The following is a 26,650-nucleotide window of genomic DNA, read 5'->3' on the forward strand; positions in this document are numbered from 1 at the left end:
AACGTGATGCCTACCGACGTCCCCTCTTCCCTCAACCTGCTGGTCTTCGGCGGCGGCTATCTGGGACGGGCGGCGGCGCTGGAGGCGATCCGGCGCGGCGGACGGGCCAGCGCCACCTCGCGCAATCCCGAACGGCGTCGCGCCCTGGCGGCCGAGGGGATTACGGCCATCGACCCGACAGACACGGCCGCACTGAAAACGGCGCTTGAGGCGGCCACCGCCGTGCTGATCACCGCCGCGCCGGACGCCCACGGCTGCCCCGGTCTGCGCGCCCTGGGGCCGCTGGCGGGCGACGCCTGGCCCGACTGGATCGGCTACGTCTCCTCCACCTCCGTCTATGGCGACCGGGCCGGCGGCTGGGTGTTAGAGACCGGCCCCCTGAACGCCGCCACCCTTGAGGGCGCGCGCCGGGTGCGGGCCGAGCGCGACTGGCTGGACGGGGCGCAGGGGATGGGGCTGACGGTGCAGATCTTCCGCCTGCCCGGCTTCTATGGGCCGGGGCGCAGCGTGGTGGAGCGGCTGCGGGACGGCACGGCGAAACTGGTGCGCAAGCCGGGCCAGGTTTTCAACCGCATCCATGTGGACGACATCGTCTCGGGCCTGTTCGCCTCGATGGCACGGCCACGTCCGGGGGCGGCCTATAATCTGACCGACGACGAACCCTCGCCGGCCGATGTGGTGATGGAATGGGCCGCCGACCGGATGCGCCTGCCCCGCCCGCCCCAGGTCGACTGGACCGACGACAGCGTCAGCGAAGCGATGCGGCGCTTCTACCTGGATTCCAAACGCGTCTCGAACGCGCTGGCCAAGGCCGAGTTGAGCTGGCGACCCGCCTATCCGACCTGGCGCGAAGGGCTGGCGACGCTGCTGGATGCGCCGCCGCCGTTGCGATTGGTGAGTTGATCACACCCCGTCATCCTCGGGCTTGACCCGAGGACCGGATGATCCGCCGCTCATGCGAAGGGGTGACGCACAGTCCGACCGACGCTCGGTCCTCGGGTCAAGCCCGAGGATGACGGATGGTGAGTAGCTTAGAACGGCAGCAAGTTCCGCTGGCGGCTGTAGCTCATGGTCCCGACATTGGCGCCCAGGCGCAGGCCGACGCCGGTGCGGATGGGGGCCAGGACGATGCCGTCGGCGCGCTGATAGTTCACGCCCAGGCCGGCGACCAGATAGGCCGATCCCTCGATGCCCGGATAGCGGCGATAGATCATGTCGGGGTGGTACAGGCCGTAGACCAGGGTGAAGACCCGGCTGGCGTTGCCGCCCCAGTCCCAGCCCACCGATGCGCCCTGCCAGAACACCTCCTGAGAGGCCGACAGGTCCTTCATGTGCAAGGCGCCGCGGCCGTAGCGAGCGCCCACGACGACGGCGCCGGAGCCTTCCTCGCCCGCGATATAGGCGGTCGGGCGGTCGCCCTGATCGGCGAAGACGCGCTCGATGGCGCCGCCGACCACCTCGGCCGCGATGCCCAGCTCGCGCGAGCCCGCCGAGACCAGTTCATCGAAGCTGTAGGCCTGGGCGGTCTGATCCGAGCGGATCGGATAGTTGGGATCGCGCGCCGGCGCCGAGGCGCAGGCGCCCAGCGAAGAGGCGCCGGCGGCGGTGGCCAGGCCGGACAGGATCAGTTGACGACGATGCATGGAGGACGCTCCGAGGGCGGCGAGAGGACGGCCGGCTGGCGCGCCGGTCTTCACCACACCGTCCCCAACCTTTGCGGCAGCCTTGCGGCTTCAAGGTTAACGGGGGCTTACGGGGCAGGTGTCAGGCTACATTGCCGCGAATTCACTTGGTGTCCTTCAGTGACTACCCGAGCTTGGCCTCACAGCTAACGAGGCTCCCCCAATGAACCGACGCGAAATACTGGCTTGCACAATCGGCGCAGCGGCGGCATCGGCGATGGGCGGCTCTGCTCACGCCAGCCGCGCGAGCACCCGATTTTCCGTAGATGCTCTCGCTATCGGCGGCGCAGGATCGATAGACGGACCCGAAGTTCTCGCCGCCGGGATGGACGCGCTTGTCCTGGACATGACCATCTTTCCTCGCGCCCCGGTGCAGGCGGCGGAAGGCTTGGCCAAATGGGGAACGGCGGAGACGGCGCTGGGCTCAGGAATCATCATCATACGCGCCGGACCCGATTTCGAGCGTGCTCGCCGGTTGGGCAAGCTCGGCATCGTCATCGCCTGCCAGGATGCGTCGATCCTGGGTCCGTCCGTCATCTCATACTCCGATCAAAATCTTGAAAATCTCAGAACCTTCCACGCCTCTGGTCTTCGCGTCCTGCAGTTGACGCACAATGAGCGAAATGGAGCGGGGGACGGATTCATGGAACCGGAGGACGGAGGCCTGTCTCTTCTCGGAGGCGCCGTCGTGGAGGAAATGAGTCGGCTCGGCGGGCTGATCGATTTATCGCACTGCGGCGACCGGACGACGCTTCAAGCCATTTCCAGGTCACCGACTCCGGTTGCCGTAACGCATTCGGGCTGTCGAGAATTAAACCCAAGCCGCCGCAACAAGACCGACGAAGCCATCAAGGCGCTCGCTGACCAAGGCGGCTTCTTCGGCGTCTTCATGATGAGCCGGTGGTTGACAGATCGAGACACCGCGTCGGTGGAGAATGTCGTCGATCATATCGATCACGCGGTGAAGATCGGAGGGATCGATCTCGTCGGTTTCGGCAGCGACCAGCCCACCATGGGGGATAACAGTCCGCAATCCGAAAAGGTCGCGCGACTGAACGCCTACCAAGCCCGAAACCCCGGTCGAGCCGGCGCCGAACCTCTACACGGTCATGTCACCTGCGCGGACATGGACGGTCCGAACCGCATGGAGATCCTGGCGGCGGCGCTGGCGCGCAGGGGCTACAGAGCCGCCGCTCAAGACAAGATCCTTGGCGGCAACTTCATTCGCACCTTCACGCAAGCTTGCCGCACCGCTTGATCACCTAGGCGAACTCATGCCCGCAGCTTGCCGCCCTGCTTCTCGACCGCCGCCACGACCTTGGCGGTCAGGGCTTCGATTTCGGCTTCGGTCAGGGTGGCGTCGCGGGGCTGGATGACGACTTCCAGGGCGACGGACTTGAAGCCGTCGTCGACGCCCTTGCCGCGATAGACGTCGAACACGCGCACGTCGGCGATCAGGGCCTTGTCGGCGCCGGTCGCGGCCCGGACCAGGTCGCCGACGGGCTTGGCGTCCTCGACCACGAAGGCGAAGTCGCGGGTCAGGGGCATCAGGGCCGACAGGTCGGCGGAACCGCGCGCCTTGGAACCCTTTCCGCGCGGCTCGGGGACGTTGTCCAGCACGATCTCGAAGGCCAGGATCGGACCGTCGGCGTCCAGCGCCTTCAGCACGCGCGGGTGCAGTTCGCCGAACTCGATCATGACGTTCTTGGGCCCGAGTTGCAGCCGGGCCGAACGGCCGGGGCGCCACCAGTCGCGGTTCTGGCCTTGGACCAGTTGCAGCGAGGCGACCGGGGCGCCGATCTCTTCCAGCAGGGTGGTCAGGTCGGCTTTCAGCGCGAACAGGGCGTCCTCGCCGGCGCCGGCCCAGTGACGGGCGGCGTGGGGCGCGACCAGGGCCGTGATCACCGTGCGCTGATCCGCCGGACTGTCGCCCAGATAGATGGGGCCGATCTCGAACAGGGCGGCGTCGGCGAAGCCGCGCGCGGCGTTCCTCGCCGCCGCCTGGATCAGGTTCGGCAGGGCCGAGGGTCGCATGCAATCCAGATCGGCCGCGATGGGGTTCTCCAGCACCAGCTTGTCGTCGCCGCCGCCGAACAGGACGGCCGTCGATTGCTTGGTGAAGGACCAGGTGACGGCCTCGGCGTAGCCCAGGGCCGCCAGGGCGCGGCGCGCGGTGCGGACGCGGGCCTGGCGCGGGTTCAGCACGCCGCCGGCGGGACGGGCGACTTCGGGCAGGGGCGTGTCGGGCAGGCTGTCGAAGCCTTCGATCCGCGCCACTTCCTCGACCAGATCGGCCCGGCCCTCGACGTCGCGACGCCATGACGGCGGGGTCACGGTCCACGGCTCGGCCTGATCGGCGGGGCCGGCGGTGACCTTGAAGCCGAGCTGGCCCAGGATGGTCCCGATCCGGTCGTCGGCCAGGTCCATGCCGCTGAGCCGCTTCACATAGGCGGGGTCGAAGGCGAAGGGCGCCGGGCTGGCCGGGGGTTCGCCGACGAAGACGATCTCGGACGGCTCGCCGCCGCACAGGTCCAGGATCAGGCGGGTGGCCAGCTCCAGCCCCGGCGTGACCGAGACCGGATCGACGCCGCGCGCGAACCGGTACTGGGCGTCGGAATGGATGCCGAGGGCACGTCCGGTCTGGGCGATCACCAGCGGGTCGAACCAGGCGCTTTCGACGAAGACGTCGGTGGTGGTCTCGTCGCAGCCGGTGCTTTCGCCACCCATGACGCCGCCCAGGCCGATGGGACGCTCGCCCCCGGCGTCGGCGATTACGCAATCGGTCGCGGCGGCGGCATAGGTCTTGCCGTCCAAGGCGATCAGATGCTCGCGGCTGTGATCGACCCCTTCGACGAACATTCCCTCATAAGTCAGACGGCCGCCTGAAGCTCCTAGTTGGACTTCGTCCGCCTGCTTAACCAATCCCGCGCGCACCACGATCTCGGTCCCGACCAGCTTGGCCACGTCATAGACATGCAGCGGGCGGGCGCGGTCGTAGGCGATCAGATTGGTCACATCGACCAGCCGGTTTATCGAGCGCAGGCCGATGGCCGTCAGCCGTTTTTGCAACCAGGCCGGCGACGGGCCGTTCTTGACGCCGCGAATGACGCGACCGGCGAAGACCGGGCACATTTCGGGCGCGTCCAGCCGCACCGTGATCGGCGAGGGGAAGGCCCCGCGCACCACCGCGATGTCGAAATGCTTCAGCTTGCCGACGCTGGCGGCGGCCAGATCGCGCGCGATACCGGCGACGCCCAGCCAGTCGGGGCGGTTCGGCGTGACCTCGAAATCGATGACGGGTTCGGCGCCGAACAGACCGGCGACCGGGGTTCCCACCGGGATCTCGGGCGGCAGTTCCTGGATGCCGTCGCTCTCGTCCGACAGCTCAAGCTCCGACGCCGAGCACAACATGCCGTTCGACACCACGCCGCGCACCGGCTTCTCGACCAGGGTCACGCCCAGGCCGGGCACATAGGCGCCGATGGGCGCATAGATGGTGGTCAGGCCCGCCCGCGCATTCGGCGCGCCGCAGACGATCTCCTTCAAGCCATCGACGGTCTCGACCTGGCAGACCTGCAGCCGGTCGGCGTTGGGGTGACGCTCCGCCGACAGGATCTTCGCGACGGTGAAGGGCGCCAGCTTGGCGGCGGGGTCGATGACCTCCTCGACCTCCAGCCCGGCCATCGTCATGGCCTCGGCGATCCGATGAACATCCGCCTCGGTCTCGAGGTGGTCCTTCAGCCAGGACAGGGTGAACTTCATTGTTGCGGCGCCGTGAGAGTGGGTATGGCGGCCAGTTGATCGAGAATGTCTCCCGAGCCCGTGAAGCCGACGTTGTAGAATTCGCAGCCGAAGAACCGGCAGTCGCGCATGGGAATCGTGCCGATGGCTTTATCTCCGACGGGACGCAGCAGCAGGTTCTGGATGCCGCCGCGGCTGTCGCCGAAGTTGGTGTCGTCGAAGGTGACGCCCTCCGACACCAGGATGATCGCCGGCCCCTGGAAGCGGCAGCCGGTGAAGGTGCGGCCCTGAATCAGGCCTGCGCCGTTCTTCGACGCCGCGACGAACAGTTCATACAGAACGATATCGACATGTTCGAAGGTCGCCGCATTCAGGTCGGCCGGATCGATCACCGCGCGGTTGATCGGCAGGAGAGACGTCATCGACCCGCGCTCCCTTCCAGCATGGCGACGATTTCCTGAAGGAACGCCGGCCCACCCGTGAAGCCGACCCGCAGGAAGCGGCAGTTGGCGAAGGTGCAGTCCTTGAAAGGAACCGCCCCCGTGACCTTTTGCGGCCCCATCGGCGTCAGCATCAGATTGCGCGCGTCGCCCATGGTGTCGCCCATGTTGCACCCGTCGAAACTGCAGCCCGAGATCGGCAGGAACACCGCCGGGCCTTCAAAGAAGCAGTCGGTGAAGGTGCGGCCCTCGATCAGAGCCTCACCGCGCTGTGCGGCCTCGATGACCAGTTGCGGCAACCAGATGTGACGAGACACATACTGCGGTCCCGGCCCGATGATCGGCAGACCCAGCGTGTCGTCGGTGAAGGTCATGGTCATGGATCAGCTCAGGCCCGAGGCCGGGTTGGGGGCGGCGAAGGCCGAGAAGCCGTAGTGGGACAGCCAGCGGGTGTCGGCGTCGAACATGGGGCGCAGGTCGGGCACGCCGTATTTCAGCATGGCCAGGCGGTCCACGCCCATGCCGAAGGCGAAGCCCTGATACTCGTCCGGGTCGATGCCGCAGTTCCGCAGCACATTGGGATGCACCATCCCGCAGCCCAGGATCTCCAGCCAGTCGTCGCCGGTGTTGAACACCAGTTTCCCGCCCGAACGGTCGCAACGGATGTCCATCTCGGCCGAGGGTTCGGTGAAGGGGAAGTGGTGCGGACGGAACCGCGCCTGAACCGCATCCAGCTCGAAGAAGCGGGCGATGAAGGTCTGCAGCGTCGTCTTCAGGTGGCCCATATGGATGTCGCGATCGATCACCAGACCTTCGATCTGGTGGAACATCGGCGTGTGGGTGGCGTCCGAATCCTTGCGGAAGGTGCGGCCCGGCGCGATGATGCGGATCGGCGGTTTCTGCGACATCATGGTGCGCACCTGCACCGGCGAGGTGTGGGTGCGCAGCATCTTGCGCTCGCCCGTCTGCGGGTCCGGCTTCAGGAAGAAGGTGTCGTGCATTTCCCGCGCCGGGTGTTTGGGCGGGAAGTTCAGGGCGGTGAAGTTGTGGAAGTCGTCCTCGATGTCCGGGCCTTCGGCCACGGCGAAGCCCATTTCGGCGAACAGGGCGATCATCTCGTCCATCACCTGCATGGTCGGGTGGACTCCGCCCTTCCTGCGCGGCCGGGCCGGCAGGGTCAGGTCGATGCGCTCGGACAGCAGTCGCGCGTCCAGTTCGGCGGCTTCCAGTGCGGTCTTCTTCGCGGCGATGGCGGAGGCGACGCGGTCGCGCAGGCCGTTGATCATCGGCCCCTGTTCGCGGCGTTCGTCCGGGCTCATCGCGCCCATGCCCTTCAGCAGGCCGGAGACGGAGCCGGACTTGCCCAGGGCGGCGACGCGCACCTCTTCCAGGGCGGCGACGGTTTCCGCGCCGCCGATGGCGTTGATCAGTTCGAGTTCGAGTGTGGCGAGATCGGTCATTTGACCCGTGCCTTAACGGGTGGAACGGCTTTCGTCACCCTTCAAGGCGATGCAGCGAACGTCCGACGGCTTGCGCGGGACCAGCCATTTCCGTCCGTCAACGGATCGACTGTCGGAAACCCGCCGCGAAAGGTTCATGAACGGCAAAGCTGGCGTTAAATCTCATCCGCTAAGGCGAGGGCCGAACGGGTGAGGACCTTGATGCCGCGTATCGGTGACTTCGTTGATTTGATCGCGCCGGTGGCTCCGTCCACGCCGGGCGCCGAGGTGTTCGAGCGGTTCCAGACCGAGCCCAACACCCTGGCCCTGGCGGTGGTGGACGACGACGGCCGCCCGGTCGGCATCATCGAGCGCAACGCCTTCACCCTGAGGATGGCGGCGGAGTTCGGGCGCGCCCTCTACGCCAAGAAACCCGCCGAAAGCCTGATGGACCGCAACGCCCCCGTGGCGGACGCGGCGACCAGCGCGGAGGCCTTTTTCCAGGCCTATGGCGCGGCGGAGCTGGGCGCCCTGCTGGGCGGCTTCGTCGTGGTGGCGGACGGTCGCTACGTCGGGGTCGGCACGGCGTTGCAGATCGTTCAGGCGGGCGCCGCCCTGCACCGTCAGCGCGCCGAGGAGATGGGCGCCCTGGCCCGCGACCTGGCCATCGCAGAGGCCGAAGCCGTCGCCTCCAGCCGCGCCAAGTCCGAGTTCCTGGCGGTGATGAGCCACGAGATCCGCACGCCCCTGAACGGGGTGCTGGGCGTCGCCGCCCTGATGGACAAGAAGCTGGAGCAGGAGGAGTTGCGCCCCTATGTCCGCACCGTCATCGATTCGGGCCAGAGCCTGCTGCGGTTGCTGACCGATGCGCTGGATATGTCGCGCGCCTCGGCGGGCATGCTGATGCTGGAAGAAGAGCCGCTGGACCTGTCGGCTGTCGCCTTCGACATCGACGCCCTGTGGCGCGCGCGGGCTGAGGAGAAGGCCCTGGCCCTGACGATCCGCACCGACCTGGCTGTCCCTTGGGTTCAGGCCGACGGCATGCGGTTGAAGCAACTGCTGAACAACCTGATCGGCAACGCCCTGAAATTCACCCTGACGGGCGAGGTCGTCGCCCTGATCGAAAGCCGGCCCGACGGCGAGGTGATCTTCACCGTGGACGACAGCGGCCCCGGCGTGCCCGAGGCGGCGGCGGCGACCATCTTCGACCCCTTCAACACCGGCAAGGCCGGGCGCGAGGGCGCGGGCGCGGGCCTGGGTCTGGCCATTTGTCGTCAGATCGCCGAGCGGATGGGGGGCGTCATCTCCCTGGCGACCTCGCCCCAGGGCGGCGCCCGGTTCCAGGTGCGGCTGCCGCTGCGCGTCGCGGTCGAACGGGCGGCGGCTGTCCCCGTCATGGCCGAGCCGACGCCGCACGACACCCTGCATGTGCTGGTGGTGGACGACAATGCGACCAACCGCTTCGTCGCCGGCAAGCTGCTGGAGCTGTTCGGCTGCACCTGCGAGATGGCCGAGAACGGACGCGAGGCGGTGGACGCCGTCAGTGTGCGCGCGTTCGACCTGGCCCTGATGGACATCAAGATGCCCGTGATGGACGGCGTCGCCGCGACGAGGGCCATCCGCGCCCTGCCCGGCCCGGCCGGCGCCCTGCCGATCCTGGCGCTGACGGCCAACGCCGACGAGCGTGACGAGTTGGACTACATCGCCGCGGGCATGAATGGGGTGGCGCAAAAGCCGATCCAGCCCGACGCCCTGCTGAACGCCATCCGCATGGTGCTGGCGCAAAGCCGTATGGCCGAGGCCGCCTGAAACGAAAAACGCCCGCCCCGGAAACCGGAGCGGGCGTTGATCTTGGCCGGTGCGACTGTGGCTTAAGCCAGAGCGGCGCGGACCTTGTCGGCGACGGCCTTGAAGCCGGTCGCGTCGGCGGCGATCGAGGCCAGGACCTTGCGGTCCAGTTCGATGCCGGCCTTGTTCAGTCCGTTGATGAACTGGCTGTAGGTGAAGCCTTCCAGACGGGCGGCGGCGTTGATGCGCTGGATCCACAGGGCGCGGAAGTTGCGCTTCTTGGTGCGACGGTCGCGATAGGCGTATTGCCCGGCGCGGTCGACGGCGGCCTTGGCCGTACGGATGGTGTTCTTGCGGCGGCCGGAAAAGCCCTTGGCCTGTTCCAGAACCTTCTTGTGCTTGGCGTGCGAGGTTACGCCACGTTTAACGCGAGCCATGTCGCTATTCCTTCAAATTCTTTGGGATGGAGATCAGTCGTACAGCGCGCGCCGATCAGGCGTACGGCATGTAGGATTTGATCTTCTTGGCGTCGGCGTCGGCCATGACCTTGGTGCCACGGTTTTGACGGATGTATTTCGAGTTGTGGCTGATCAAGCGGTGACGCTTGCCCGCAACGCCCGACTTCACCTTGCCCGTGGCCGTGAATTTGAAGCGCTTTTTGGCGCCCGACTTCGTCTTCAGTTTCGGCATTTCAATCTCCTATTTGAGGGGCTGCCGCCTTCGGGCTGCTTGAGCCGTGGGGTGGTGCTTCCTCAGAGTTTAAGAACCGCCCAGGCATGCCTGTTCGCCCGGCGGTTCGGTACGCGAAGGCGCGGCTTGTAGGCGAAGACGTCCGGCGACGCAAGATGTGAGTCAGGTCAAGGACTTGGCCGGCGCATCCGCCGCGACCTGACCCCGCCGGATCGCCCGCCCGGCGTTGATCGCCATGACCGCCGCCGGGATGGTCAGCAGCGCCCCGACCAGGAAGGGCCAGTCGTGCCCCAGGCCCGAGAACAGCGCGCCCGCGATCATCGGCCCGAAGATGCGCGCCACCGAGCTGGACGCCATGTTCAGGCCCAGCATGGCCCCCTGCCGGTCGGGCGGCGAGGCGCGGCTGATCATGGCCGAGATATTGGGCATGGCCAGGGACATGCCGCACGCCCCCACCGCCATGACCATCGGAATGACCCAGCCCTGGACGATGGGAATGGACAGGGCGCCCAGTTCCAGCCGGGTCGCCGGGAACCAGGCGACGGGCGCCAGCACCTGAAGCACCAGCGAGCTTCCGAACAGCAGCATGCCGACCGCCAGCACGCGCGATTCGCCGAACCGTCGCGCCAACTTTCCGGCGAAGAATCCCTGGTTCAGGGTCGAGACGATGCCCACGATCATGAAGCTGAGGCCCACTTCGCGCGCCCCCCATTGATAGCGGCTCTCGGCCCACAGGCCGAACACGCTCTCCATCGCCGAAAACCCGGCCATATAGATCAGGGTCACGATCAGCACCCGCGACACCACATCGTTGTCGCGTGCGTCTTTCAGCCCCGCCAGGAAGGGCGGGCGCGGTGCGGCGGGATCGGCCTTGGCCCGGCTCTCGCGCAGGAAGACGACCACGCCCACCGCCGCCAAGGCCGCCAAGGCCGCCGCCAGGAAAATCGGCAGCTGGTATCCAAGACGCCCCAGCTGCGGCTGGGTCAGCAGTCCGCCCAGGCCCGGCCCGACGATGAAGCCCAGGCCGAACGCCGCCCCGATCAGCCCCATCCGCCCCGCCCTCTGTTCCGGCGGCGTCACATCGGCGACATAGCCCTGGACCGTCGAGATATTGCCCGCCCCCAGACCGGTGAACAGGCGAACCGCGATGGCCAGCCAGATGTTGGGCACGAAGGCCAGCATCAGATAGCCCAGCGCATTGGCGATCAGGGTGATCAGCAGCACCGGCTTGCGCCCGATCCGATCCGACAGCCGCCCCCAGAACGGCTCTGCGAAGAACTGACCCAGCGAATAGGCCGAGAACATCAGGGTGATCTGCCACGCCTCGGCCTTCAGGCTCTGGGCGAAGAAGGGCAGCAGCGGCACCACCAGCCCGAACCCGACCAGGTTGATGAACACCGTGGCGAACAACACGGCCAGCGCCGGGGTCTTCAGCTTGGGCGGGGTCGTGGAGGTCGCGGTCATGGCCAAGGCTTAGCGCGGCATTCCGTCGCTAGCGAGCCGGATTGTTCGCCTCCAGAAACCGCACCGTCTCACGCAGCATCTGCTGGCGGGTGTCGGCGCGCGACAGCCAGTGATCCTCGCCCTCAAGCTCGATCAGTTCGACCGGCTTGCCAGCCCGACGCATCGCCTCGGCCATGACGCGGCTCTGTTCGATCGCCACCACCGTATCGTCGCGCCCGTGGATCAGCAGCAGCGGCTTGTCGATCATGTCGGCCAGATAGGCGGGCGACAGCGCATCCAGCGCCCGGTCGTTCAGGCGCGCGGCGCCCATGAACCGGTTCCAGTATCGGACCGTCTGGTTATTCTGACTCCTTTCTTGGCGGGCTTCCCAGTTCACCATGCGGCGCAGGTCGGAGACGCCGGCGACGGCGACGGCGCAGCGATAGACGCCCCGATCCAGCGTCAGTCCCGCCATGGCGGCGTAACCGCCGTAGCTGGCGCCGACGATGCAGACCCGGTCGGGATCGACGATGCCCTGTTCGGTCAGCCAGCGCACGCCGTCGGACAGGTCCGTCTGCATCTTGCGACCCCATTCGCCGTATCCCGCCTCCAGAAAGGCGCGCGTGTACCCCTTCCGACCCGCGGAAGTTGGGCTGAAGCACCGCATAGCCGCGCGAGGCCAGAGCCTGGGCCCACCAGTCGAACCCCATCACATCGCGCGACGCCGGCCCGCCGTGCGCCAGCACGATCAGGGGCAGTTGCTCGGGCGTCTGAACACCGGGCGGCAAGGTCAGATAGCCAGGAATCTTCAGGCCGTCGGCGGCGTCATAGGTGACATGTCGAACGGCGCCGACCTGTTCCGGCGGTATGTCGGGATAGGTGAAGGCCAGGGCGTCGGCGGTGCGACGGTCGAAATCCACCAGCTGATAGAGGCCGGATTCGCCGATGTCGCTGAAGACCAGGATGCGTTTCTGGTCCGCGCTCCATGACACCAGCTGCGGCGCCTTGCCCTCGAACGCGCGCTCGATAGAACGCCACCGGCTGGCCGAGGTCGGGTCGATGAACTCATAGCGCACGCCGTCCTCCTCGACCCGAGAGCCGCCGATCAGAAGACGGGTCTTGGGATGGTGCCACAGCGCGTCCGGGTGATGCGCGAACGGCAGTTTTGTCCACTCGCCGGTATCGACATTGACCTCGAACAGATTGGCGGGCGTCTCGGATTCGGGATCGGCGGCGGCCAGATCGGGTCGATCCGCGCTGATCACCACCGTGCGCGGCGTGCGACCCATGCCCAGGAACGTCGGCGTGTCGACGGGGGCATTGGTCGTCCAGGCCTCGCGGAACCGGCGGCCGTTCGGCAGCATCATGGTCCAGCGCCCGCTGCGCTCGACATAGCGCGCGGTGGCGATCACGACGCCGTCGCCGTCCAGCACATAGTCGTCCGTTTCCCGATCCATCGGCACGACCGAGCGCCCGCGACCGGAACTCAGATCGACCCTGTGCAGATCGGACTGTCCCGTTTCGACGTTGAAGCCGCGCACGAACAGCGTCGGCCCCTGGTCGGTCTCGCGAACCGATGCGCCGCCATAAAGAACCGGCAGAACATCCTGCGTGCGATCCAGCACGCGGGTCAGCTTCTGCGTTTCCAGATCGAGAATCATGCCGAAATAGAGCTCGGACCTGGGCACGCCCAAAAGATGGATGGCCCGCGTCTGGGAGCTGATGATCAGCACCTTGCCTTCGCCGATCCAGCGCAGATCGCGCACCTTGGCCTCGCCGATGGACGAGGCGAAGACATGCTGCGCCGTATTCATATGGGTGACGGCGATTGCACGCTGCTCGCCCGTCACGACGATGCGCGCGATCAAGTCGCCGCTGGGGGATAGCGCCATTAGCTCGACCGTGGGCGACGCGGCATAGACATCGAGCGACGGCGGAGCGCCTTGCGCCTGAGCGCCGGAAACCACGACGCCGCCCAGGGCGACGACGCTCAACACGGTCAGGACCAATCCCGACAGAACAGACTTCAGCATGAACTCCCCCATCCACGGTGAAGCTCAACCAGAAGACAGGGAGCGACGCAAGCGGCGGATGCGCCAACGAAAAACGCCCCGGTCCTGCGACCGGGGCGTTTCGTATTCAGCGATGGATCGCGATCAGCGCGGGGCCAGGATCATGATCATCTGGCGGCCTTCCATCTTGGGCGAGAACTCGACCTTGGCGATTTCGTCGAAATCGGCCTGGACCTTGTTCAGCAGCTTCATGCCCAGTTCGGGGTGCGCCATCTCGCGACCGCGGAAGCGAAGCGTGACCTTGACCTTGTCGCCCTCGTCGAAGAAGCGGTGCATGGCCTTGGTCTTCACCTCGTAGTCGTGGGTGTCGATGTTGGGGCGCAGCTTGATTTCCTTGAGCTCGACGACCTTCTGGCGCTTGCGCTGCTCGGCCTTCTTCTTCTGCTCCTGGAAACGGTGCTTGCCGTAATCGAGGATCTTGACCACCGGCGGCTCGGAGGTGGAGACGATCTCGACCAGGTCCATCCCGGCTTCTTCGGCGGCTTCGAGCGCGGAAGAGGTGGGCATGACGCCCTGTTTCTCGCCGTTCTGGTCGATGAGCAGAACGCGAGGGGCGCGGATATCCTGGTTCATACGCGGCCCGTCTTTCACGGGTGGCGCTTGCATGGGACGGCGAATGGGCGTCGTTTCCTTATGTGGTCAGAGAAGGCGTGTGTCTTGATAAGCAGAATGGCGCAGCTTGCGCCACGTTCCCCTCAAGGCCGCAATATGCGCCCGGAAGGCCGGTTTTTCAAGGCTTCACGGGCGCGGCGCCGATATAGGCGTCATGCAGCGCCAGCACCGCCTCGAACACATGATCCACGCTCAGGTCCTCGATGGGCGCGAACTGGCCGCGCGTCTCGTTCGACGCCGCCGTGCGCGTCTTCGGCCCCCACGGACCGTACAGCCACCACTCGGTCGGCCCGAACAGGCCCAGCGTCGGCCGACCCAGCGCCGCCGAGACGTGCATCAGGCCTGAGTCATTGCCGACGAACAGATCCGCCCGGTCGATGGCGGCGGCCGACGCGAGAATGTCGCCCTTACCGACGAAGTCGATGCCGCGCCCCCCTTGCTCGGCATGCCCGGCGGCCTCCAGCGCCGGGGTCGCCGGCGGCCGGTCGCCCGGCCCGCCCACGGGCATGAAGCGCCAGCCGTCGAAACGCGGTTCGGCCTTCAGCTTCTCGACCAGGGCGCCCCAGCGGTCGGCGGGCCAGCTCTTGCCCGGCTGATGCGCGATGGGGGCGAGCGCAATGATCCGGCCGGGACCGGCCCCGCCCGCCAGCTGCGGATCGATGACGGCGGCGGCCTCGGCGCGCGCCTGATCGTCCAGGAAGATTTCAGGATCCAGCGGCGTCGTCGACCCCATCAGGCGCGACACCATCTCGACCTTGCGCAGACCGGTCTCCCAAGACCGATTATAGACGATGCGACGTTTGGCCGGGACCAGATAGCTCAGCGCCGAACCCCGGATGTCGATGACCAGATCCCAGCGCGTGCCGACGACCTGTTTCCACAGGTCGAGCCAGTGGCCGGACATCTTCTTCTTGTCGAGCACGATGGTCCGCACCACGCCCGGCGCATTGCGGAAAAAGGGTGCGGGCGGCCGGCCGCAGGCGGCGGTGATTTGCGCCCCCGGTACCTGGCGCGCGATCTCTCGGATCACCCCCGACGAGATGACGCAGTCGCCGATGCGGTTGGAGGTGACGAACAGAACTTGGGGCGAGGACATGGGCCTGTGTTCCGCCATCCCGCGTCGCGGTCAAGGGTGACGGCGGCGGAAAGTCCGGGCAAAACGGCTCCATGACCGACATCCAGCACCTGTCCCGCCCCGATGGCGAAACCCTCGCCTTCCGCCACATCGAGGGCGACGGCCCGACCGTGATCTGGGTCGGCGGCTTCCGCTCGGACATGGAGGGGACCAAGGCTCTGGCGCTGGACGCTGCGGCGCGCGACCGCGGCTGGAACTTCATCCGCTACGACCATTTCGCCCATGGCCAATCTTCCGGCGACTGGCGCCAAGCCACCATCGGCCGCTGGCGCGAGGACGCCATCGCCCTGATCGACAGCCTGTCGGGGCCGGTCATCCCGGTAGGATCGTCGATGGGCGGCTGGGTGTCGCTGCTGGCGACCCTGGCGCGGCCGGAACGGATCAAGGGGCTGGCCCTGATCAACCCGGCCCAAGACTTCACCGAACGCTTAATGTGGCCCGGCCTCGCCGACCACGAGCGCCAGGCCATCCTGCGCGAGGGCGAGACCCTGATCGTCGAGGAGGGGCTGGGCGAATATGTCCTGACCCGCCGCATGTTCGAGGAGGCGCGCGACTGGCTGCTGCTGGACGGCCTCATCGACATCGCGACGCCGATCCACATCCTCCAGGGCCGCGCCGACGACGTGGTGCCCTGGCGCCATCAGGTCGAACTGGTCGAGCGGCTGACCGGCGGCGACGTGCGGCTCGACCTGATCGAAGGCGGGGACCACCGGCTTTCAACGCCGACCGACCTCGACCGGCTGGTCGCGGCCGTGGAGGCGATGCGGAGCTAGATCCTCCCCCGTTTACGGGGGAGGATCGGGTCAACCCTTACCCGTCAGCGCCCCATACAGATCCGTCCGGCGATCCCGGAAGAAGCCCCAGGCGGCGCGATACTTGTCCAGCGCATCCAGGTCGAAGCGGTGGACCAGCACCCCCTCCTCCTCGGCGCCCAGGCTCTCGACCAGATCGCCACGCTGATCGGCGATGAAGGAATGGCCGTAGAAAGTTTGGCCCACGTCCGTCACCGTCTCGTGCCCGATGCGGTTGGCGCCGACCACGGGCACGGCGTTGGACACGGCGTGCCCCTGCATCGCCCGGCGCCAGGGCTCGGCCGTGTGCAGATCCGCATCATGCGGCTCGGTGCCGATGGCGGTCGGATACATCAGGACGTCTGCGCCCATCAGCATCATCGCCCGCGCCGCTTCCGGGAACCACTGATCCCAGCAGATTCCGACCCCGACCTTGCCGAACCGGGTGTTCCAGACCTTGAAGCCCGTGTCGCCCGGCCGGAAATAATACTTCTCCTGATAGCCGGGGCCGTCGGGGATATGGCTCTTGCGATAGATCCCCAGCGCCTCGCCGTCCGCATCCAGCATGACCAGCGAGTTGTAATACTGCGGCCCGTCCTTCTCGAAGATCGAGACCGGAATGGCCACGCCCAGTTCCTTGGCCACCGGCGACAGGGCGGTGACGCACGGATGCTCGCGCCACGCATAGGCCTGGGTGAACCAGTGCTCCTCCTGCGAGACGCAGAAATACGGCCCCTGGAACAGCTCCGACGGCAGGATCACCTGCGCGCCCTTGCCCGCCGCCTCGCGCACGAAGTCGATGGTCTTGGCGATATTCGCCTGCATGTCCTCGCCGTACGAGGTCTGGATGCCGGCGACGGTGATGGTGCGGGTCATGCGGGCTCCTGCTGGGAGATGCAGTGAAACGAGCCGCCGCCGGTCAGAATGGCCATCGACGGCAGCGGGATGATCTCGCGATCGGGAAAGGCGGTCGCCAGGGCTTCGCAGGCGAAACGCGCGGCCTCGTCGTCGCCATAGGTCGGCACCACGACGGCGCCGTTGGCGATCAGGAAGTTCATGTGGCTGGCCGGGATCGGCCGTTCGTCCTCGTCCAGGACCAGGCCCGGCGACGGGATCCTCAGCACACGGAGCGTTCGCCCAGCAGCGTCGGTCATGGCCGACAGATCGCGCGCGGTGGCATCATAGACCTCGGCGTTCGGGTCGTTGCGGCCCCAGGCGACCGGGCAGGCCACCACGCCCGGCGCGACGAACCGCGCCAGGTTGTCGACATGGCCGTCGGTGTGGTCGTTCAGCAAACCGTCGCCCAGCCACAGCACGGCTTTGGCCGCTATGGCCTTTTCCAGTTCAGCGGTCGCGACCGCTTCGTCCTGGTTCCAGGCCGGGTTGCGGTTCGGGTTCAACAGGCATTGGCGCGTCGTCAGGACCGTCCCCTCCCCGTCGTGATCCAGCGATCCGCCCTCCATGACGAAGTCGTTCCACGTCAGGGCCACGCCCGAATGCTCACCGATCTGGCCGGCGACCAGGTCGTCGCCCGGCATGTCGTATTTCCCGCCCCAGCCGTTGAACTTGAACGCAGCCGCCGTCATGGACCCCACTCCGAAGATCGGGCCTGTGTCACGCAGCCAGATGTCGCCGAACTCGCCGGCCACAACCTCGACATTCTCCACGTCCTCAAAGCGCGACTGGGCGTCCGCCAGCACATCGGCCTTGCCGACCATCAGCCTGACCTGCTCACGCCCGGGCCCCGCCAGCGCCCGTACCAGCCCCTCGACCTCATCCTGCGCCTGCTCCAGCGTCTCGAACCAGTATTCCGCATGGCTGGGCCAGCCCACCCACATGGCGCGGTGCGGAGCCCATTCGGCAGGGATGGGAGCGGAGATGGCGGCGGTCATCGGCGAACTGATCCTGTCTGGAGTTCCGGCGGAATATCCGGGGACGAAACGCGAGCCGCGCCATATGGCCCCTCCCGCCCCCGACTTCAACGCCGGGCCAATACACCAAAGAAAAAGGGCGGCCCGCGAACGGACCGCCCTTCTTCGTTTCAGTTTAGCTAAGCCTTAGAAGGCGTAGGTCACGGTCGCTTGGATCGTCCGCGGCGCGCCGCGGAAGGCAAAGGTGCTGCTCGACGCGTTCCTGGCGCCCGAGATCGAGCCGAAATATTCTTCGTCCAGCAGGTTGACCACGCGCAGGGCCGCGCTTGAGTTCTTGTAGCCGAAGTAGCCCAAGTCGAACTTGGCGTCAGCGTTCACGACCGTATAGGCCTCGGTGTACAGGTCGTTTTCGTCGGTGACAAAACGCTCGCCCGTGTACTTGACCTGAGCGCCGACTTGCAGCGGGCCGGTTTCGTACTGGACGCGACCACCGAAGGTCCAGTCCGGGGTTTCCGTCAGAGACTTGCCGCCGGTACGGACGATGGTGGTGCCGTCCAGATAGTCGTTAGCGATTTCCGAGTCCGTGTACGAAGCTGTGGCGTACAGCGACAGACCTTCAACCGGCGACCAGCCGATTTGCGAGTCGAAGCCGTACAGGTCGACGTTGCCCACGTTCGAGTCGAATGAAACGCCCAGGTCCTGGTCGAAACGCGACACAATCCGGTTGTCGAACTTGGTGTACCAAGCGTTGGCCGAGGCGATCAGGGTGCCCGTCTGGTAGCGATAGCCGAAGTCGTAGGTCGTGGTCTTTTCCGGCTCCGTGATCGGCGAGGTGATGTTGCCGGCGGTGTCGAAGAAGACGGTGTACAGGTTGTCGGTGCGCGGCAGGGTCAGCGACTGGGCGAACGAACCATAGACCGAGTGAGGGCCCGAGAAGTTCCAGCTGACGTTGACGTTCGGCAGGATGTCGTCGAACTCGACTTCGCGCGAGTACGGCGCGAGGTAGCTCGCGGTACGCGTGCCCAGCTTGAAGGTGCCGTCTGCCTGCCTGACAGCGGTTTCAGTGCCGCAGACAACCGAACTGCTCTTGGATTGCGAATAGCAGTTCTGGTTCAGCTCACGTTTGAAGAAGGGCGCGCGGAGGCCAAGGTTCACGCGGACCGAGTCATCCAGGAAGCGACCGACATATTCGACGGCGAACTGGTTCAGGATGGCCGACGACAGGCGGTCGCGCGAGCGAATCTCATAACCGTCCAGATTGACGATGCGGTGACCTTCGTCGCGCAGACCGGCGAAGGCGTCGAAGAAGCGCGGCGACGTCGGGTTCGAGAAATCGATCTTGCTGTTCAGACCCGTCTGGCGGTGACGGGCGTCGTCGAGCGTGTAGGCGGCGCGCAGGGTCTGCGTGTCCGACAGCTTCCAGATCAGAGAGGAGCTGATGCCGTAACGCTGGGTGTGCGTATTGTTCGTCGAGTGAACGCGCACGCTGTCCAAGATGTCGCCGTCGCCATTCAGGTCGACGCCGCCCGTGGTTTTGGACCCGCGGATCGTGCGATCAGTTTCCGACAGGACGAACTGACCCGAACCACCGGTCGCCAGAGTGTACTGGAACGACGGGTCGAAGGTGAAGATCAGGTTGTCGGCCAGGGTGAAACGCGATTGAGCGCGAATGTTGCCGGTGTCCGACGGGTTCTGACGCAGAGCCCAGTAGCGGTTGCTGTTGCCATCGACATCGGCCAAGCCGTTACGGTAGGTCGGGGCGGTGTAGTTGTTGTCGAAGTCGCTGTTCCAGGTCACACCGTTGGCCAGACTGGCCGAGCCGTCCGCATTACGCTGCAGTTGCAGGTCGGCGTAGTTGTTGTTGCGGTTGCGGTTCCAGTGACCGGCCAGCGAGACGAAGTCGCCGTTGTCGCGGATCGGCTGGAAGACCTTGAAGTTGTACTGGGTCTTGTTGAGGTCGCCCTGACCCTTGTATTTGTCATACGATTGGTCAGAGTAGGCGAACCATGCGCGGGTGCCGAAGGGACCGACCTCGCCGGTGTTCAGTTGAGCGAAAACGCGACGGAAAGCGTTGTCACCCAACGAACCGATAACGCGGCCGCCGAACTCTGAGGGGACGGCGATCGACGACATATTGATGGTGCCGCCTGACGCCGAGGCCGTCGGCGAGTCAACGTCGGTCGTGCCGGTGTTGACCGAAGCCGAACCGATCAGCTCGCTGTCCAGTTGCTGGTTCGAGTAGAGCGAATAGTTGCCCGAGTCATTCAACGGCATACCGTCGAAGGTCTGCGAAATGCGCGGGCCGTCAAAGCCGTGCAGACGGATATTGCCGCCGGACGAGCCGTAGGCGTCGTTGTTGGTGAAGCTCATGCCCGGAACCAGGTTCAGGATCTCGTTGATCGACTGACCGGCTGCCTGGGTCGAGATGAACTCCTGGGTGATCGTCGAGCGGCTCTTGCCGACGGTTTCGGCGACGATGGCGCCGTCGATTGTGCGCGGGCCGCGAGCGCCGGTGACGACGACTTCCTGGACTTCAACGGCTTCCGTACCGGTCGATTGGGCGGAGGCGGCGCCGACGAAGGCGAGCGAGCCTACAAGGGCGGTGGTCGCCCAGATCAGGCTTTTGCGGTTGTTCATTACATCTATCCCCAGATGGACGGCGCCAATGGCCTGGGCGGCAGACGGCCATCGCCTGTCGCAATCCAGCCCCCTCTAGGACTCATGTTGAACCCTGGGACGACAGTTATGTGACAGAGAAATGACAAGGCCAGAGGAGTGGTCTCGGCGCCACACTTGATGACGAGCCACCCATTTCAGCGTGCCGTCAGCCCGATACGCGCTCGAACACGTCCGCAATTCCACGCGCCGTGGGCAGGATGGCGTGGGGCTCGTGGAAGTTGCCGTTCACCTGGCTCTGGGCGATCACATGGGCGCGGAAGCGGGTGAACAGCGCGGTGTCGGGCGCCTGGGGCGCAGACCAGAAGGCGTCGATCGGCTGCTGGTCGGTCAGGCCGTCGAAATCGAAGAAGGCGTCGCCCATGACCTTGACGGGCGTGTGGAAGCCCAGCGCGGACAGGGCGGCGCTGGAGTTGTTGACCACCATGCCCTGCGATGCGCGACACAGGGCGGCCAGATTGCCGCCATCGATGAAATCGACACGGCCGGCCAACCCGTGCGCCTCGGCCAGACGAAGCGTCACGGCCCGCAGGTTCACAAGACCCGGATCCAGCGGATGGTTCTTGACCACAAGCCGCGCGCCAGCGGGCGCCCTGGCGGCGAAGCTGGCGATGACCGCCGTCAGGAAGGCGCGGTTGTCGGCGTAGCGCGAATACTGCAGAAGCTGGGCGTCGCCCTCGCGCTGCAGGCAGGCGATGAAGAAGTCTCCCCGCGCCTTTATGACATCGGCGTCGCAGTTCTCGGCCCTGCGGAAGGCCAGACTGACATAGCGACGGATATGGCCGACGCACTGTTTCAGCGGCGAGAAGACATAGGGCGCGGCATAATGGGGGAACAGCGCGCCGCCGATGATCTGGGCGGCGTGATAAGCGCTGATGTTGGCCACGTGGTGAGGCAGTATCTTGCCGACCGCCACAGGCTCTGGCAGGCGGGGCGCAGGCTCGGGATAGCCGTCGCGGAACCGCGGCAAGGCGCTGGAGCCATTGACGCCGTTACGCTCCACCGTCACCCAGTCGGGTCGGAAATAGCCGTTTTCCAGGACCCACACGCGTGAGGACAGGGTCTCTGCAGCTGTCAGGACGGCCTTGTTGTACGGTCCGGCTTCGCCGAACACGATGATGTCGGTGAAACGCGAAGCAAGCTCGGAAAACCCATCGGCCCACGCCTGGGGATCGGCCTTGAACACCAGGCGTCCGGGCCGTCGCCAATTCATGGCGTCGCCGGCGTTGAAGATCATGCGGCTGACGGTCGCCCCTCGCCCCTCAAGAACAGAAGCCAGCGCCGTACCGAAGGATCCGAACGGAGCGGAAACGATCAGAAAGCTTCGGCCTGCCAAGCCGACGTCGCTGCGCCGGACGGATGTCGGAAATGAAGAAACAACCGCAGATGTCGCGGTTTGCGGACCGCGCGAACGCACATGCGCATCCGGGCGGGTCAGCTCGGCGCGAAGCCGATAGCGGCGGCGACGGCGGGCCGAAAGCAATCGGGAAGAAGAGCGCAACTCAACCATTACGCCGCCCCGATCGGGCGCGACCCAATAGCTGGAAACCGCAACACCAGAAACTCGGCACAATCAGGGCGTTTACGGACGAGCATCATTATCGCTCTTTTGTCGCGGCAATCGGAGACGATCAACCGAAATCGGCGGCGATGTAGCGGTTTACCGACACCGATCGTGAAGCGAGGCTTTTTAACATCAAAGCCGCCGCCACCTTGATGGCGACGACGGCTCGATACTTCGAAATCAATGATTTCCATGAACCACAGGTCGCCGGTCTGGAAATCCAGACCGGCTTCCACGTAGATCTTAGAAGTTGATGTCGATGGTCGCGCGGCGGTTGAGCGGTTCACGCACACCGTCGGCGGTCGGCTTGGCCAGGTTGGTTTCGCCCTTGCCGTCGAGGGCGATGACGCCGCCGTTGACGCCTGCAGCAACCAGCGAGTCCGCGACGGTGCGCGAACGGCGGTTGGACAGACCCAGGTTATAGGCGGCCGAACCCGAGGTGTCGGTGTAGCCGACGATCACGACGCGCGTCGGACGACCCGACTTGGCGTAGTTGGCAGCCTGCGTCACCACCGAACGGGCTTCTGCGGTCAGGTCCGAGCGATCCCAGTCGAAGTAAACCACGAACTGGCGAGCGACCGGGGTCTGAGCGACCGGCGGCGGAGGCGGCGGCGGCGGAGGAGGCGGCGGGGGCGGCGGGGGCGGGGGCGGCGGCGGCGGCGGTGCATCTTCCGCACCGAAGCTGTAGCGCAGACCCAGGGTCACGGTGTGCGACTGATCGTAGTCGCCGTCCCATTCGCCGAACTGCGTGGCGCCGACGCCCGTGCCGACCGTCGTCGAGGCGAAACCAGCGTCGCCCGTCAGATAGCGGTAGGTCAGGTCGATATTGGTGCGGTCGCCCACAGCCCAGGCCAGACCAGCGATCGCCTGAGCGGCGAACTTGGTCGAGTCGTCATCGGCCGTGAAGGTCGCGCCACGGTTGGCGCGCAGGTTGCCCGTCAAGTCCGTCTTGACGCGGTTCACACCAGCGCCGAGGCCGACGAAGGGACGGATGCCCCAGGCTTCGTAACCGAAATCATAGATGACGTTCGCCATCAGGGTGACGGATTCGATGTCGCCTTCAGGAGAGAAGCAACCGCCCGTCGCCGGGGTGAAGTTGCAAAGGCCCTGCGTGCCCGAAACGGCGCGAACGGTGCCGACATCGCCCGAGCGATAGCCGCCTTCGAGTTCCGCACGCCAGTTGGGATTGAAGCGGTAGCCGAGACGGGCAAACGCCGCCCAGCCGTCGTTGACTTCATAGTTCCACGACGCGCCGGTCGTGGACGACTCGGCGTTGATTTCGTCGATCCATTGATAACCGGCGTCGACCGCCCCGTACCAACCATTGGGTTCTGCCGATGCGGCTCCGGCTGCGAACAGCCCGGCTGCGGCGACAGAGGCGAGAAGTTTGAGCTTCATAGCTTCCTCACTGTGTGAATTGCGCGAAGCTGCGCATTGGCACAGCGTTCCCGAGCCGAACGGCATGGCTGGCGTCCGGTTCCGCTCTCGGATTAGGATTGTGTCGACTGTGGCGCCGTTTCAACACATTGGGCGCCTGCGAAAGGAATAGATTATGGCGATGCGGTTCGACGGACAGGTGGCGATCGTGACGGGGGCCGGCGGCGGGCTGGGGCGCGAGCACGCTTTGGCGCTGGCGGCGCGGGGGGCCAAGGTGGTGGTCAACGACCTGGGCGGCGCGCGCGACGGCTCAGGCGGATCAGCCGGCGCCGCCGAGGCGGTCGTGGCCGAAATCGAGGCGGCGGGCGGCGAGGCCATCGCCAATGCGGCGTCCGTCACCGACTTCGCGGCGGTCCAGGCCATGGTCGGTCAGGCGATGGCGAAATGGGGCCGGATCGACATTCTGGTCAACAACGCCGGCGTCCTGCGCGACAAGACCTTCGCCAAGATGGAGATCGAGGATTTCCGCTTCGTCGTCGATGTCCACCTGATGGGGGCGGTCAACTGCACCAAGGCGGTGTGGGAGATCATGCGGGGGCAGAACTACGGCCGCATCGTGATGACCACCTCGTCGTCGGGCCTGTACGGCAACTTCGGCCAGTCGAACTATGGCGCAGCCAAGATGGCCCTGGTCGGTCTGATGCAGACGCTGTCCATCGAGGGGGCCAAGAACGACATCCGCGTCAACTGCCTGGCGCCCACCGCCCACACCCGCATGACCGAGGACCTGGGCGCCGCCCTGCCGCTGGAGGCCCTGTCCCCTGCCCTGGTGACGCCGGGCCTTCTGTATCTGGTCAGTCAGGACGCCCCCAGCCGCGCCATCCTGGCCGCCGGCGCAGGCGGGTTCGAACGCGCCTATGTCACCTTGACGCAAGGAGCGTTCGTCACCGGCGAGGATGCGCCCGAACAGGTCGCCGCCCGCTTCGACGCCATATCGGACCGCGCCGGAGAGATCGTCCCCGAGATAGGTGCGGCCCAAGGCATGATCGAACTGACCAAGGCCCAAAAAGCGCACGGAGGCTGACGATCTGATCCTGCCCCTTCTCCCATGGGGAGAAGGTGGCCCGTAGGGCCGGATGAGGGGGGGGGGTACGTGTCAATCGCGTCGCACAGCCTAACCCCTCACCCTTTCGCACAAGGACGACGGCTGACGCTGCCGTGTGCTCAAGCCCTCTCCCGCCGGGAGAGGGTTGCGTTGACGTGGGGTCAGGCGCCTAACTTCCTTCCAGAGGAAACCGGCCTCAAGCAGCGCAAAGCGCGATAGGCCAAACACAAATGGGCTCAAGTAGCCCGAAGGGCGATAGCCCCAGGAGGAAAGCTCATGCGCGAAGCCGTCATCGTCTCCACCGCCCGCACCCCGATCGGCCGGGCCTATCGCGGGGCCTTCAACGACACCCAGGCCCAGCAGCTGGGCGCCCATGCGGTGAAACACGCCGTGGCCCGTGCCGGCGTCGATCCGGCCGAGATCGAGGATGTCGTCATGGGCGCGGCCCTGCAACAGGGCTCGACCGGCACGAACGTGGCGCGCCAGATCGCCCTGGCCGCCGGCCTGCCCTCGACCGTCCCCGGCATGAGCCTGGACCGCCAGTGCGCCTCGGGCCTGATGGGCATCGCCACGGCGGCCAAACAGGTGGTCTTCGACCAGCAGAAGATGGCGGTCGGCGGCGGGCTGGAAAGCATCTCCCTGGTCCAGAACCAGCACATGAACCTGTACCGCGGCAAGGACGAGGCCCTGCTGAAGCTGGCGCCCCACATGTATATGTCGATGTTGGAGACGGCCGAGGTCGTGGCCCGGCGCTATGGCATCGACCGCGACCGCCAGGACGAATACGCCCTCCAGTCCCAGCAGCGCACGGCCGCCGCCCAAGCCGAAGGCCGGCTCGACGCCGAGATCGTGCCTATGACCACCTCCATGCTGGTCACGGACAAGGCGACCGGCGAGACCTCTTCCAAGGAAGTCACCCTTTCGAAGGATGAGGGCAACCGGCCCGATACGACGCTGGAAGGCCTCAAGTCGCTGAAGCCAGTGTTCGGCGCCGGCGAGGAAATCCAGCAGGGCGAGTTCATCACCGCCGGCAACGCCTCGCAACTGTCGGACGGCGCCTCGGCCTGCGTCATCATGGAGGCCGGCGAGGCGGTGAAGCGCAATCTTCAGCCGCTGGGCGTCTATCGCGGCATGGCCGTCGCCGGCTGCGAGCCGGACGAGATGGGCATCGGCCCGGTCTATGCGGTGCCCAAACTGCTGAAACGCCACGGCCTGACGGTCGACGACATCGGCATCTGGGAGCTTAACGAGGCCTTCGCGGTCCAGGTGCTCCATTGCCGCGACACGCTGGGCATCCCCGACGAACTGCTGAACGTGTCGGGCGGCGCCATCTCCATCGGCCACCCCTATGGCATGTCCGGCGCCCGCATGACCGGCCACGTCCTGATCGAAGGCAAGCGACGCGGCGCCAAATACGGCGTCGTCACCATGTGCATCGGCGGCGGCATGGGCGCGGCCGGGCTGTTCGAGATTTACTGATTTTCGTCATCCTCCGGGCCGCGAAGCGGAACCGGGGGACCCAGCGGCGCCGAAGGCGATGCGTCCGCCGCACGATGCGGCAAGATTCGTTCTCGCGACAGGTTCGCGCTCTCGCGCGCCGCTAGGTCCCCCGGTCTGCGCCGCAAGCGGCTTGCCGGAGGATGACGAAAGAAAGCTAAACCCGTTCGCTGACCTTGATCGCCGCCTTGCATCCCGCCCTGATCACCCCGCTCAGCAGCCGATAGGCCGGCGCCTCGCGGCTGCCGTGCTCGATGGCGTGGTCGTGGTGCGCGAGTTCCTCGTCGCGGAACTGTTTCAGTTCAGCCGCCAGGGCCGGGTCGCGGTCGCCAATTTCGGCGATCTGGTCGGCATAGTGTTTCTCGATGACGCTCTCGACCGCCTCGGTGCAGGCGTGCGCCGCCTTCTCGCCCATCAGGGCCGTGCCGGCGCCCAGGGCCGAGGCGGCGATCCGCCACAGGGGCGTCATCACCGTCGGCCGTACCCGCCGCTCGTTCAGCAGCCGGTCGAAACGCGCCAGATGCACCGCCTCCTGGTCCTGCATCTCGCCGAGGTCACGGGCGATCTCGCCCCTGCCCTTGCGCCCCTCGAACACCGCCTTCTGCGCGCGATAGATCAGGACGGCGGCGTATTCCCCGGCGTGATCGACCCGCAGGATCTCGTCCATCCGCGCCTTGTCGGCGCCGCGTCCAGGACGAGGAAGAGGAATGGAGCCGCTCATGTCAGG

General features: G+C 66.3%; 24 protein-coding genes. 6 read left to right on the forward strand and 18 right to left on the reverse strand.

Features of this window, described 5'->3' with window-relative positions; genetic code table 11:
* Positions 1-6 precede the first annotated feature (6 nt).
* The gene (locus AC3ISA_RS04370; protein ID WP_489179496.1) at positions 7-903 is read left to right on the forward strand and encodes a Rossmann-fold NAD(P)-binding domain-containing protein; all 897 of its coding nucleotides are present in this window, start codon (positions 7-9) and stop codon (positions 901-903) included.
* A 128-nt stretch (positions 904-1,031) separates the two neighbouring features.
* On the opposite strand, the gene AC3ISA_RS04375 is transcribed toward AC3ISA_RS04370, so the two are convergent.
* The gene (locus tag AC3ISA_RS04375; RefSeq protein WP_372692438.1) at positions 1,032-1,643 is read right to left on the reverse strand and encodes a DUF1134 domain-containing protein; all 612 of its coding nucleotides are present in this window, start codon (positions 1,641-1,643) and stop codon (positions 1,032-1,034) included.
* Between the two features lie 202 nt (positions 1,644-1,845).
* On the opposite strand from AC3ISA_RS04375, the gene AC3ISA_RS04380 reads away from it, so the two are divergent.
* Complete coding sequence (locus AC3ISA_RS04380; RefSeq protein WP_489179497.1) at positions 1,846-2,940, forward strand: dipeptidase; 1,095 nt, start codon at positions 1,846-1,848, stop codon at positions 2,938-2,940.
* A gap of 14 nt (positions 2,941-2,954) precedes the next feature.
* Here AC3ISA_RS04380 and pheT read toward each other — a convergent pair whose 3' ends face one another.
* The 4 genes from pheT to pheS are packed head-to-tail and all read right to left on the reverse strand — an operon-like array spanning position 2,955 to position 7,323.
* Positions 2,955-5,444 carry a phenylalanine--tRNA ligase subunit beta gene (gene pheT / locus AC3ISA_RS04385; protein ID WP_489179498.1) on the reverse strand — a complete coding sequence of 830 codons (2,490 nt, stop codon included), beginning with the start codon at positions 5,442-5,444 and terminating at the stop codon, positions 2,955-2,957.
* Positions 5,441-5,845: a hypothetical protein gene (locus AC3ISA_RS04390; protein ID WP_489179499.1), complete on the reverse strand. Its 405-nt coding sequence runs from the start codon at positions 5,843-5,845 to the stop codon at positions 5,441-5,443. Before AC3ISA_RS04390 ends, pheT begins: the two co-directional genes overlap by 4 nt.
* On the reverse strand, positions 5,842-6,243 hold the full coding sequence (locus AC3ISA_RS04395) for a hypothetical protein (protein WP_489179500.1): 402 nt from the start codon (positions 6,241-6,243) through the stop codon (positions 5,842-5,844). Before AC3ISA_RS04395 ends, AC3ISA_RS04390 begins: the two co-directional genes overlap by 4 nt.
* Positions 6,244-6,246: 3 nt before the next feature.
* Positions 6,247-7,323 carry a phenylalanine--tRNA ligase subunit alpha gene (gene pheS, locus AC3ISA_RS04400; protein ID WP_489179501.1) on the reverse strand — a complete coding sequence of 359 codons (1,077 nt, stop codon included), beginning with the start codon at positions 7,321-7,323 and terminating at the stop codon, positions 6,247-6,249.
* Between the two features lie 201 nt (positions 7,324-7,524).
* Between pheS and AC3ISA_RS04405 the strand changes: the two genes are divergently transcribed.
* Positions 7,525-9,111: an ATP-binding protein gene (locus AC3ISA_RS04405; protein WP_489179502.1), complete on the forward strand. Its 1,587-nt coding sequence runs from the start codon at positions 7,525-7,527 to the stop codon at positions 9,109-9,111.
* Between the two features lie 62 nt (positions 9,112-9,173).
* Here AC3ISA_RS04405 and rplT read toward each other — a convergent pair whose 3' ends face one another.
* The 6 genes from rplT to AC3ISA_RS04435 all read right to left on the reverse strand — a co-directional run bounded on the left by rplT (position 9,174) and on the right by AC3ISA_RS04435 (position 15,003).
* On the reverse strand, positions 9,174-9,527 hold the full coding sequence (rplT, locus tag AC3ISA_RS04410) for a 50S ribosomal protein L20 (RefSeq protein WP_159848990.1): 354 nt from the start codon (positions 9,525-9,527) through the stop codon (positions 9,174-9,176).
* 55 nt (positions 9,528-9,582) lie between these two features.
* On the reverse strand, positions 9,583-9,780 hold the full coding sequence (gene rpmI / locus AC3ISA_RS04415) for a 50S ribosomal protein L35 (protein ID WP_135193772.1): 198 nt from the start codon (positions 9,778-9,780) through the stop codon (positions 9,583-9,585).
* Positions 9,781-9,942: 162 nt separating this feature from the next.
* On the reverse strand, positions 9,943-11,244 hold the full coding sequence (locus AC3ISA_RS04420) for an MFS transporter (protein WP_489179503.1): 1,302 nt from the start codon (positions 11,242-11,244) through the stop codon (positions 9,943-9,945).
* A gap of 28 nt (positions 11,245-11,272) precedes the next feature.
* On the reverse strand, positions 11,273-11,890 hold the full coding sequence (locus tag AC3ISA_RS04425; RefSeq protein ID WP_489179504.1) for an alpha/beta hydrolase family protein: 618 nt from the start codon (positions 11,888-11,890) through the stop codon (positions 11,273-11,275).
* A 1,489-nt stretch (positions 11,891-13,379) separates the two neighbouring features.
* Positions 13,380-13,901, reverse strand: coding sequence for a translation initiation factor IF-3 (infC, locus tag AC3ISA_RS04430; RefSeq protein ID WP_135193774.1), 522 nt, complete (start codon positions 13,899-13,901; stop codon positions 13,380-13,382).
* Positions 13,902-14,025: 124 nt separating this feature from the next.
* Positions 14,026-15,003 carry a glycosyltransferase family 9 protein gene (locus tag AC3ISA_RS04435; protein ID WP_489179505.1) on the reverse strand — a complete coding sequence of 326 codons (978 nt, stop codon included), beginning with the start codon at positions 15,001-15,003 and terminating at the stop codon, positions 14,026-14,028.
* Positions 15,004-15,074: 71 nt separating this feature from the next.
* Here AC3ISA_RS04435 and AC3ISA_RS04440 point away from each other — a divergent pair, with 71 nt between their 5' ends.
* A complete protein-coding gene (locus AC3ISA_RS04440) occupies positions 15,075-15,815 on the forward strand; it encodes an alpha/beta fold hydrolase (RefSeq protein WP_489179506.1) in 741 nt (246 codons plus the stop codon).
* 30 nt (positions 15,816-15,845) lie between these two features.
* Here the strand turns inward: AC3ISA_RS04440 and aguB are convergent, their stop codons facing one another.
* From aguB to AC3ISA_RS04470, 6 genes are all read right to left on the reverse strand, one after another.
* Complete coding sequence (aguB, locus tag AC3ISA_RS04445) at positions 15,846-16,709, reverse strand: N-carbamoylputrescine amidase (protein WP_489179507.1); 864 nt, start codon at positions 16,707-16,709, stop codon at positions 15,846-15,848.
* Positions 16,706-17,725: an agmatine deiminase family protein gene (locus AC3ISA_RS04450; RefSeq protein WP_489179508.1), complete on the reverse strand. Its 1,020-nt coding sequence runs from the start codon at positions 17,723-17,725 to the stop codon at positions 16,706-16,708. The genes aguB and AC3ISA_RS04450 overlap by 4 nt, the downstream gene beginning before the upstream one ends.
* 165 nt (positions 17,726-17,890) lie before the next feature.
* Positions 17,891-20,341 (reverse strand): TonB-dependent receptor, encoded by a 2,451-nt coding sequence (locus AC3ISA_RS04455; protein ID WP_489179509.1) that lies wholly within the window; start codon positions 20,339-20,341, stop codon positions 17,891-17,893.
* A 187-nt stretch (positions 20,342-20,528) separates the two neighbouring features.
* Entirely contained in the window at positions 20,529-21,617 is a 1,089-nt protein-coding gene (locus tag AC3ISA_RS04460; RefSeq protein WP_489179510.1) for a capsular polysaccharide export protein, LipB/KpsS family, read from the reverse strand.
* Positions 21,618-21,889: 272 nt separating this feature from the next.
* The gene (locus tag AC3ISA_RS04465) at positions 21,890-22,180 is read right to left on the reverse strand and encodes a hypothetical protein (protein ID WP_489179511.1); all 291 of its coding nucleotides are present in this window, start codon (positions 22,178-22,180) and stop codon (positions 21,890-21,892) included.
* Between the two features lie 7 nt (positions 22,181-22,187).
* The gene (locus AC3ISA_RS04470) at positions 22,188-23,342 is read right to left on the reverse strand and encodes an outer membrane beta-barrel protein (RefSeq protein ID WP_489179512.1); all 1,155 of its coding nucleotides are present in this window, start codon (positions 23,340-23,342) and stop codon (positions 22,188-22,190) included.
* A gap of 154 nt (positions 23,343-23,496) precedes the next feature.
* Here AC3ISA_RS04470 and AC3ISA_RS04475 point away from each other — a divergent pair, with 154 nt between their 5' ends.
* Together AC3ISA_RS04475 and AC3ISA_RS04480 are read left to right on the forward strand one after the other, a co-directional pair.
* Positions 23,497-24,405, forward strand: coding sequence for an SDR family NAD(P)-dependent oxidoreductase (locus tag AC3ISA_RS04475; protein WP_489179513.1), 909 nt, complete (start codon positions 23,497-23,499; stop codon positions 24,403-24,405).
* 297 nt (positions 24,406-24,702) lie between these two features.
* Positions 24,703-25,905: an acetyl-CoA C-acyltransferase gene (locus AC3ISA_RS04480; RefSeq protein WP_489179514.1), complete on the forward strand. Its 1,203-nt coding sequence runs from the start codon at positions 24,703-24,705 to the stop codon at positions 25,903-25,905.
* 175 nt (positions 25,906-26,080) lie between these two features.
* On the opposite strand, the gene AC3ISA_RS04485 is transcribed toward AC3ISA_RS04480, so the two are convergent.
* On the reverse strand, positions 26,081-26,644 hold the full coding sequence (locus AC3ISA_RS04485; protein ID WP_489179515.1) for a demethoxyubiquinone hydroxylase family protein: 564 nt from the start codon (positions 26,642-26,644) through the stop codon (positions 26,081-26,083).
* Positions 26,645-26,650 lie beyond the last annotated feature (6 nt).

Source organism: Brevundimonas sp. KH_058 (assembly GCF_057838505.1).

Excerpts from the sequence above, each read along its gene's own strand:
- AC3ISA_RS04440 (WP_489179506.1), top strand. The coding sequence starts at position 15,075 with ATGACCGACATCCAGCACCTGTCCCGCCCCGATGGCGAAACCCTCGCC.
- AC3ISA_RS04370 (WP_489179496.1), top strand. The coding sequence starts at position 7 with ATGCCTACCGACGTCCCCTCTTCCCTCAACCTGCTGGTCTTCGGCGGC.
- rplT (WP_159848990.1), bottom strand. The coding sequence starts at position 9,527 with ATGGCTCGCGTTAAACGTGGCGTAACCTCGCACGCCAAGCACAAGAAG.
- AC3ISA_RS04455 (WP_489179509.1), bottom strand. The coding sequence starts at position 20,341 with ATGAACAACCGCAAAAGCCTGATCTGGGCGACCACCGCCCTTGTAGGC.
- AC3ISA_RS04450 (WP_489179508.1), bottom strand. The coding sequence starts at position 17,725 with ATGACCGCCGCCATCTCCGCTCCCATCCCTGCCGAATGGGCTCCGCAC.
- AC3ISA_RS04420 (WP_489179503.1), bottom strand. The coding sequence starts at position 11,244 with ATGACCGCGACCTCCACGACCCCGCCCAAGCTGAAGACCCCGGCGCTG.
- AC3ISA_RS04395 (WP_489179500.1), bottom strand. The coding sequence starts at position 6,243 with ATGACCATGACCTTCACCGACGACACGCTGGGTCTGCCGATCATCGGG.
- AC3ISA_RS04405 (WP_489179502.1), top strand. The coding sequence starts at position 7,525 with ATGCCGCGTATCGGTGACTTCGTTGATTTGATCGCGCCGGTGGCTCCG.
- AC3ISA_RS04470 (WP_489179512.1), bottom strand. The coding sequence starts at position 23,342 with ATGAAGCTCAAACTTCTCGCCTCTGTCGCCGCAGCCGGGCTGTTCGCA.
- AC3ISA_RS04480 (WP_489179514.1), top strand. The coding sequence starts at position 24,703 with ATGCGCGAAGCCGTCATCGTCTCCACCGCCCGCACCCCGATCGGCCGG.
- AC3ISA_RS04375 (WP_372692438.1), bottom strand. The coding sequence starts at position 1,643 with ATGCATCGTCGTCAACTGATCCTGTCCGGCCTGGCCACCGCCGCCGGC.
- rpmI (WP_135193772.1), bottom strand. The coding sequence starts at position 9,780 with ATGCCGAAACTGAAGACGAAGTCGGGCGCCAAAAAGCGCTTCAAATTC.
- AC3ISA_RS04460 (WP_489179510.1), bottom strand. The coding sequence starts at position 21,617 with ATGATCTTCAACGCCGGCGACGCCATGAATTGGCGACGGCCCGGACGC.
- pheT (WP_489179498.1), bottom strand. The coding sequence starts at position 5,444 with ATGAAGTTCACCCTGTCCTGGCTGAAGGACCACCTCGAGACCGAGGCG.
- AC3ISA_RS04390 (WP_489179499.1), bottom strand. The coding sequence starts at position 5,845 with ATGACGTCTCTCCTGCCGATCAACCGCGCGGTGATCGATCCGGCCGAC.
- AC3ISA_RS04435 (WP_489179505.1), bottom strand. The coding sequence starts at position 15,003 with ATGTCCTCGCCCCAAGTTCTGTTCGTCACCTCCAACCGCATCGGCGAC.
- AC3ISA_RS04485 (WP_489179515.1), bottom strand. The coding sequence starts at position 26,644 with ATGAGCGGCTCCATTCCTCTTCCTCGTCCTGGACGCGGCGCCGACAAG.
- infC (WP_135193774.1), bottom strand. The coding sequence starts at position 13,901 with ATGCAAGCGCCACCCGTGAAAGACGGGCCGCGTATGAACCAGGATATC.
- AC3ISA_RS04475 (WP_489179513.1), top strand. The coding sequence starts at position 23,497 with ATGGCGATGCGGTTCGACGGACAGGTGGCGATCGTGACGGGGGCCGGC.
- pheS (WP_489179501.1), bottom strand. The coding sequence starts at position 7,323 with ATGACCGATCTCGCCACACTCGAACTCGAACTGATCAACGCCATCGGC.
- AC3ISA_RS04380 (WP_489179497.1), top strand. The coding sequence starts at position 1,846 with ATGAACCGACGCGAAATACTGGCTTGCACAATCGGCGCAGCGGCGGCA.
- AC3ISA_RS04425 (WP_489179504.1), bottom strand. The coding sequence starts at position 11,890 with ATGCGGTGCTTCAGCCCAACTTCCGCGGGTCGGAAGGGGTACACGCGC.
- aguB (WP_489179507.1), bottom strand. The coding sequence starts at position 16,709 with ATGACCCGCACCATCACCGTCGCCGGCATCCAGACCTCGTACGGCGAG.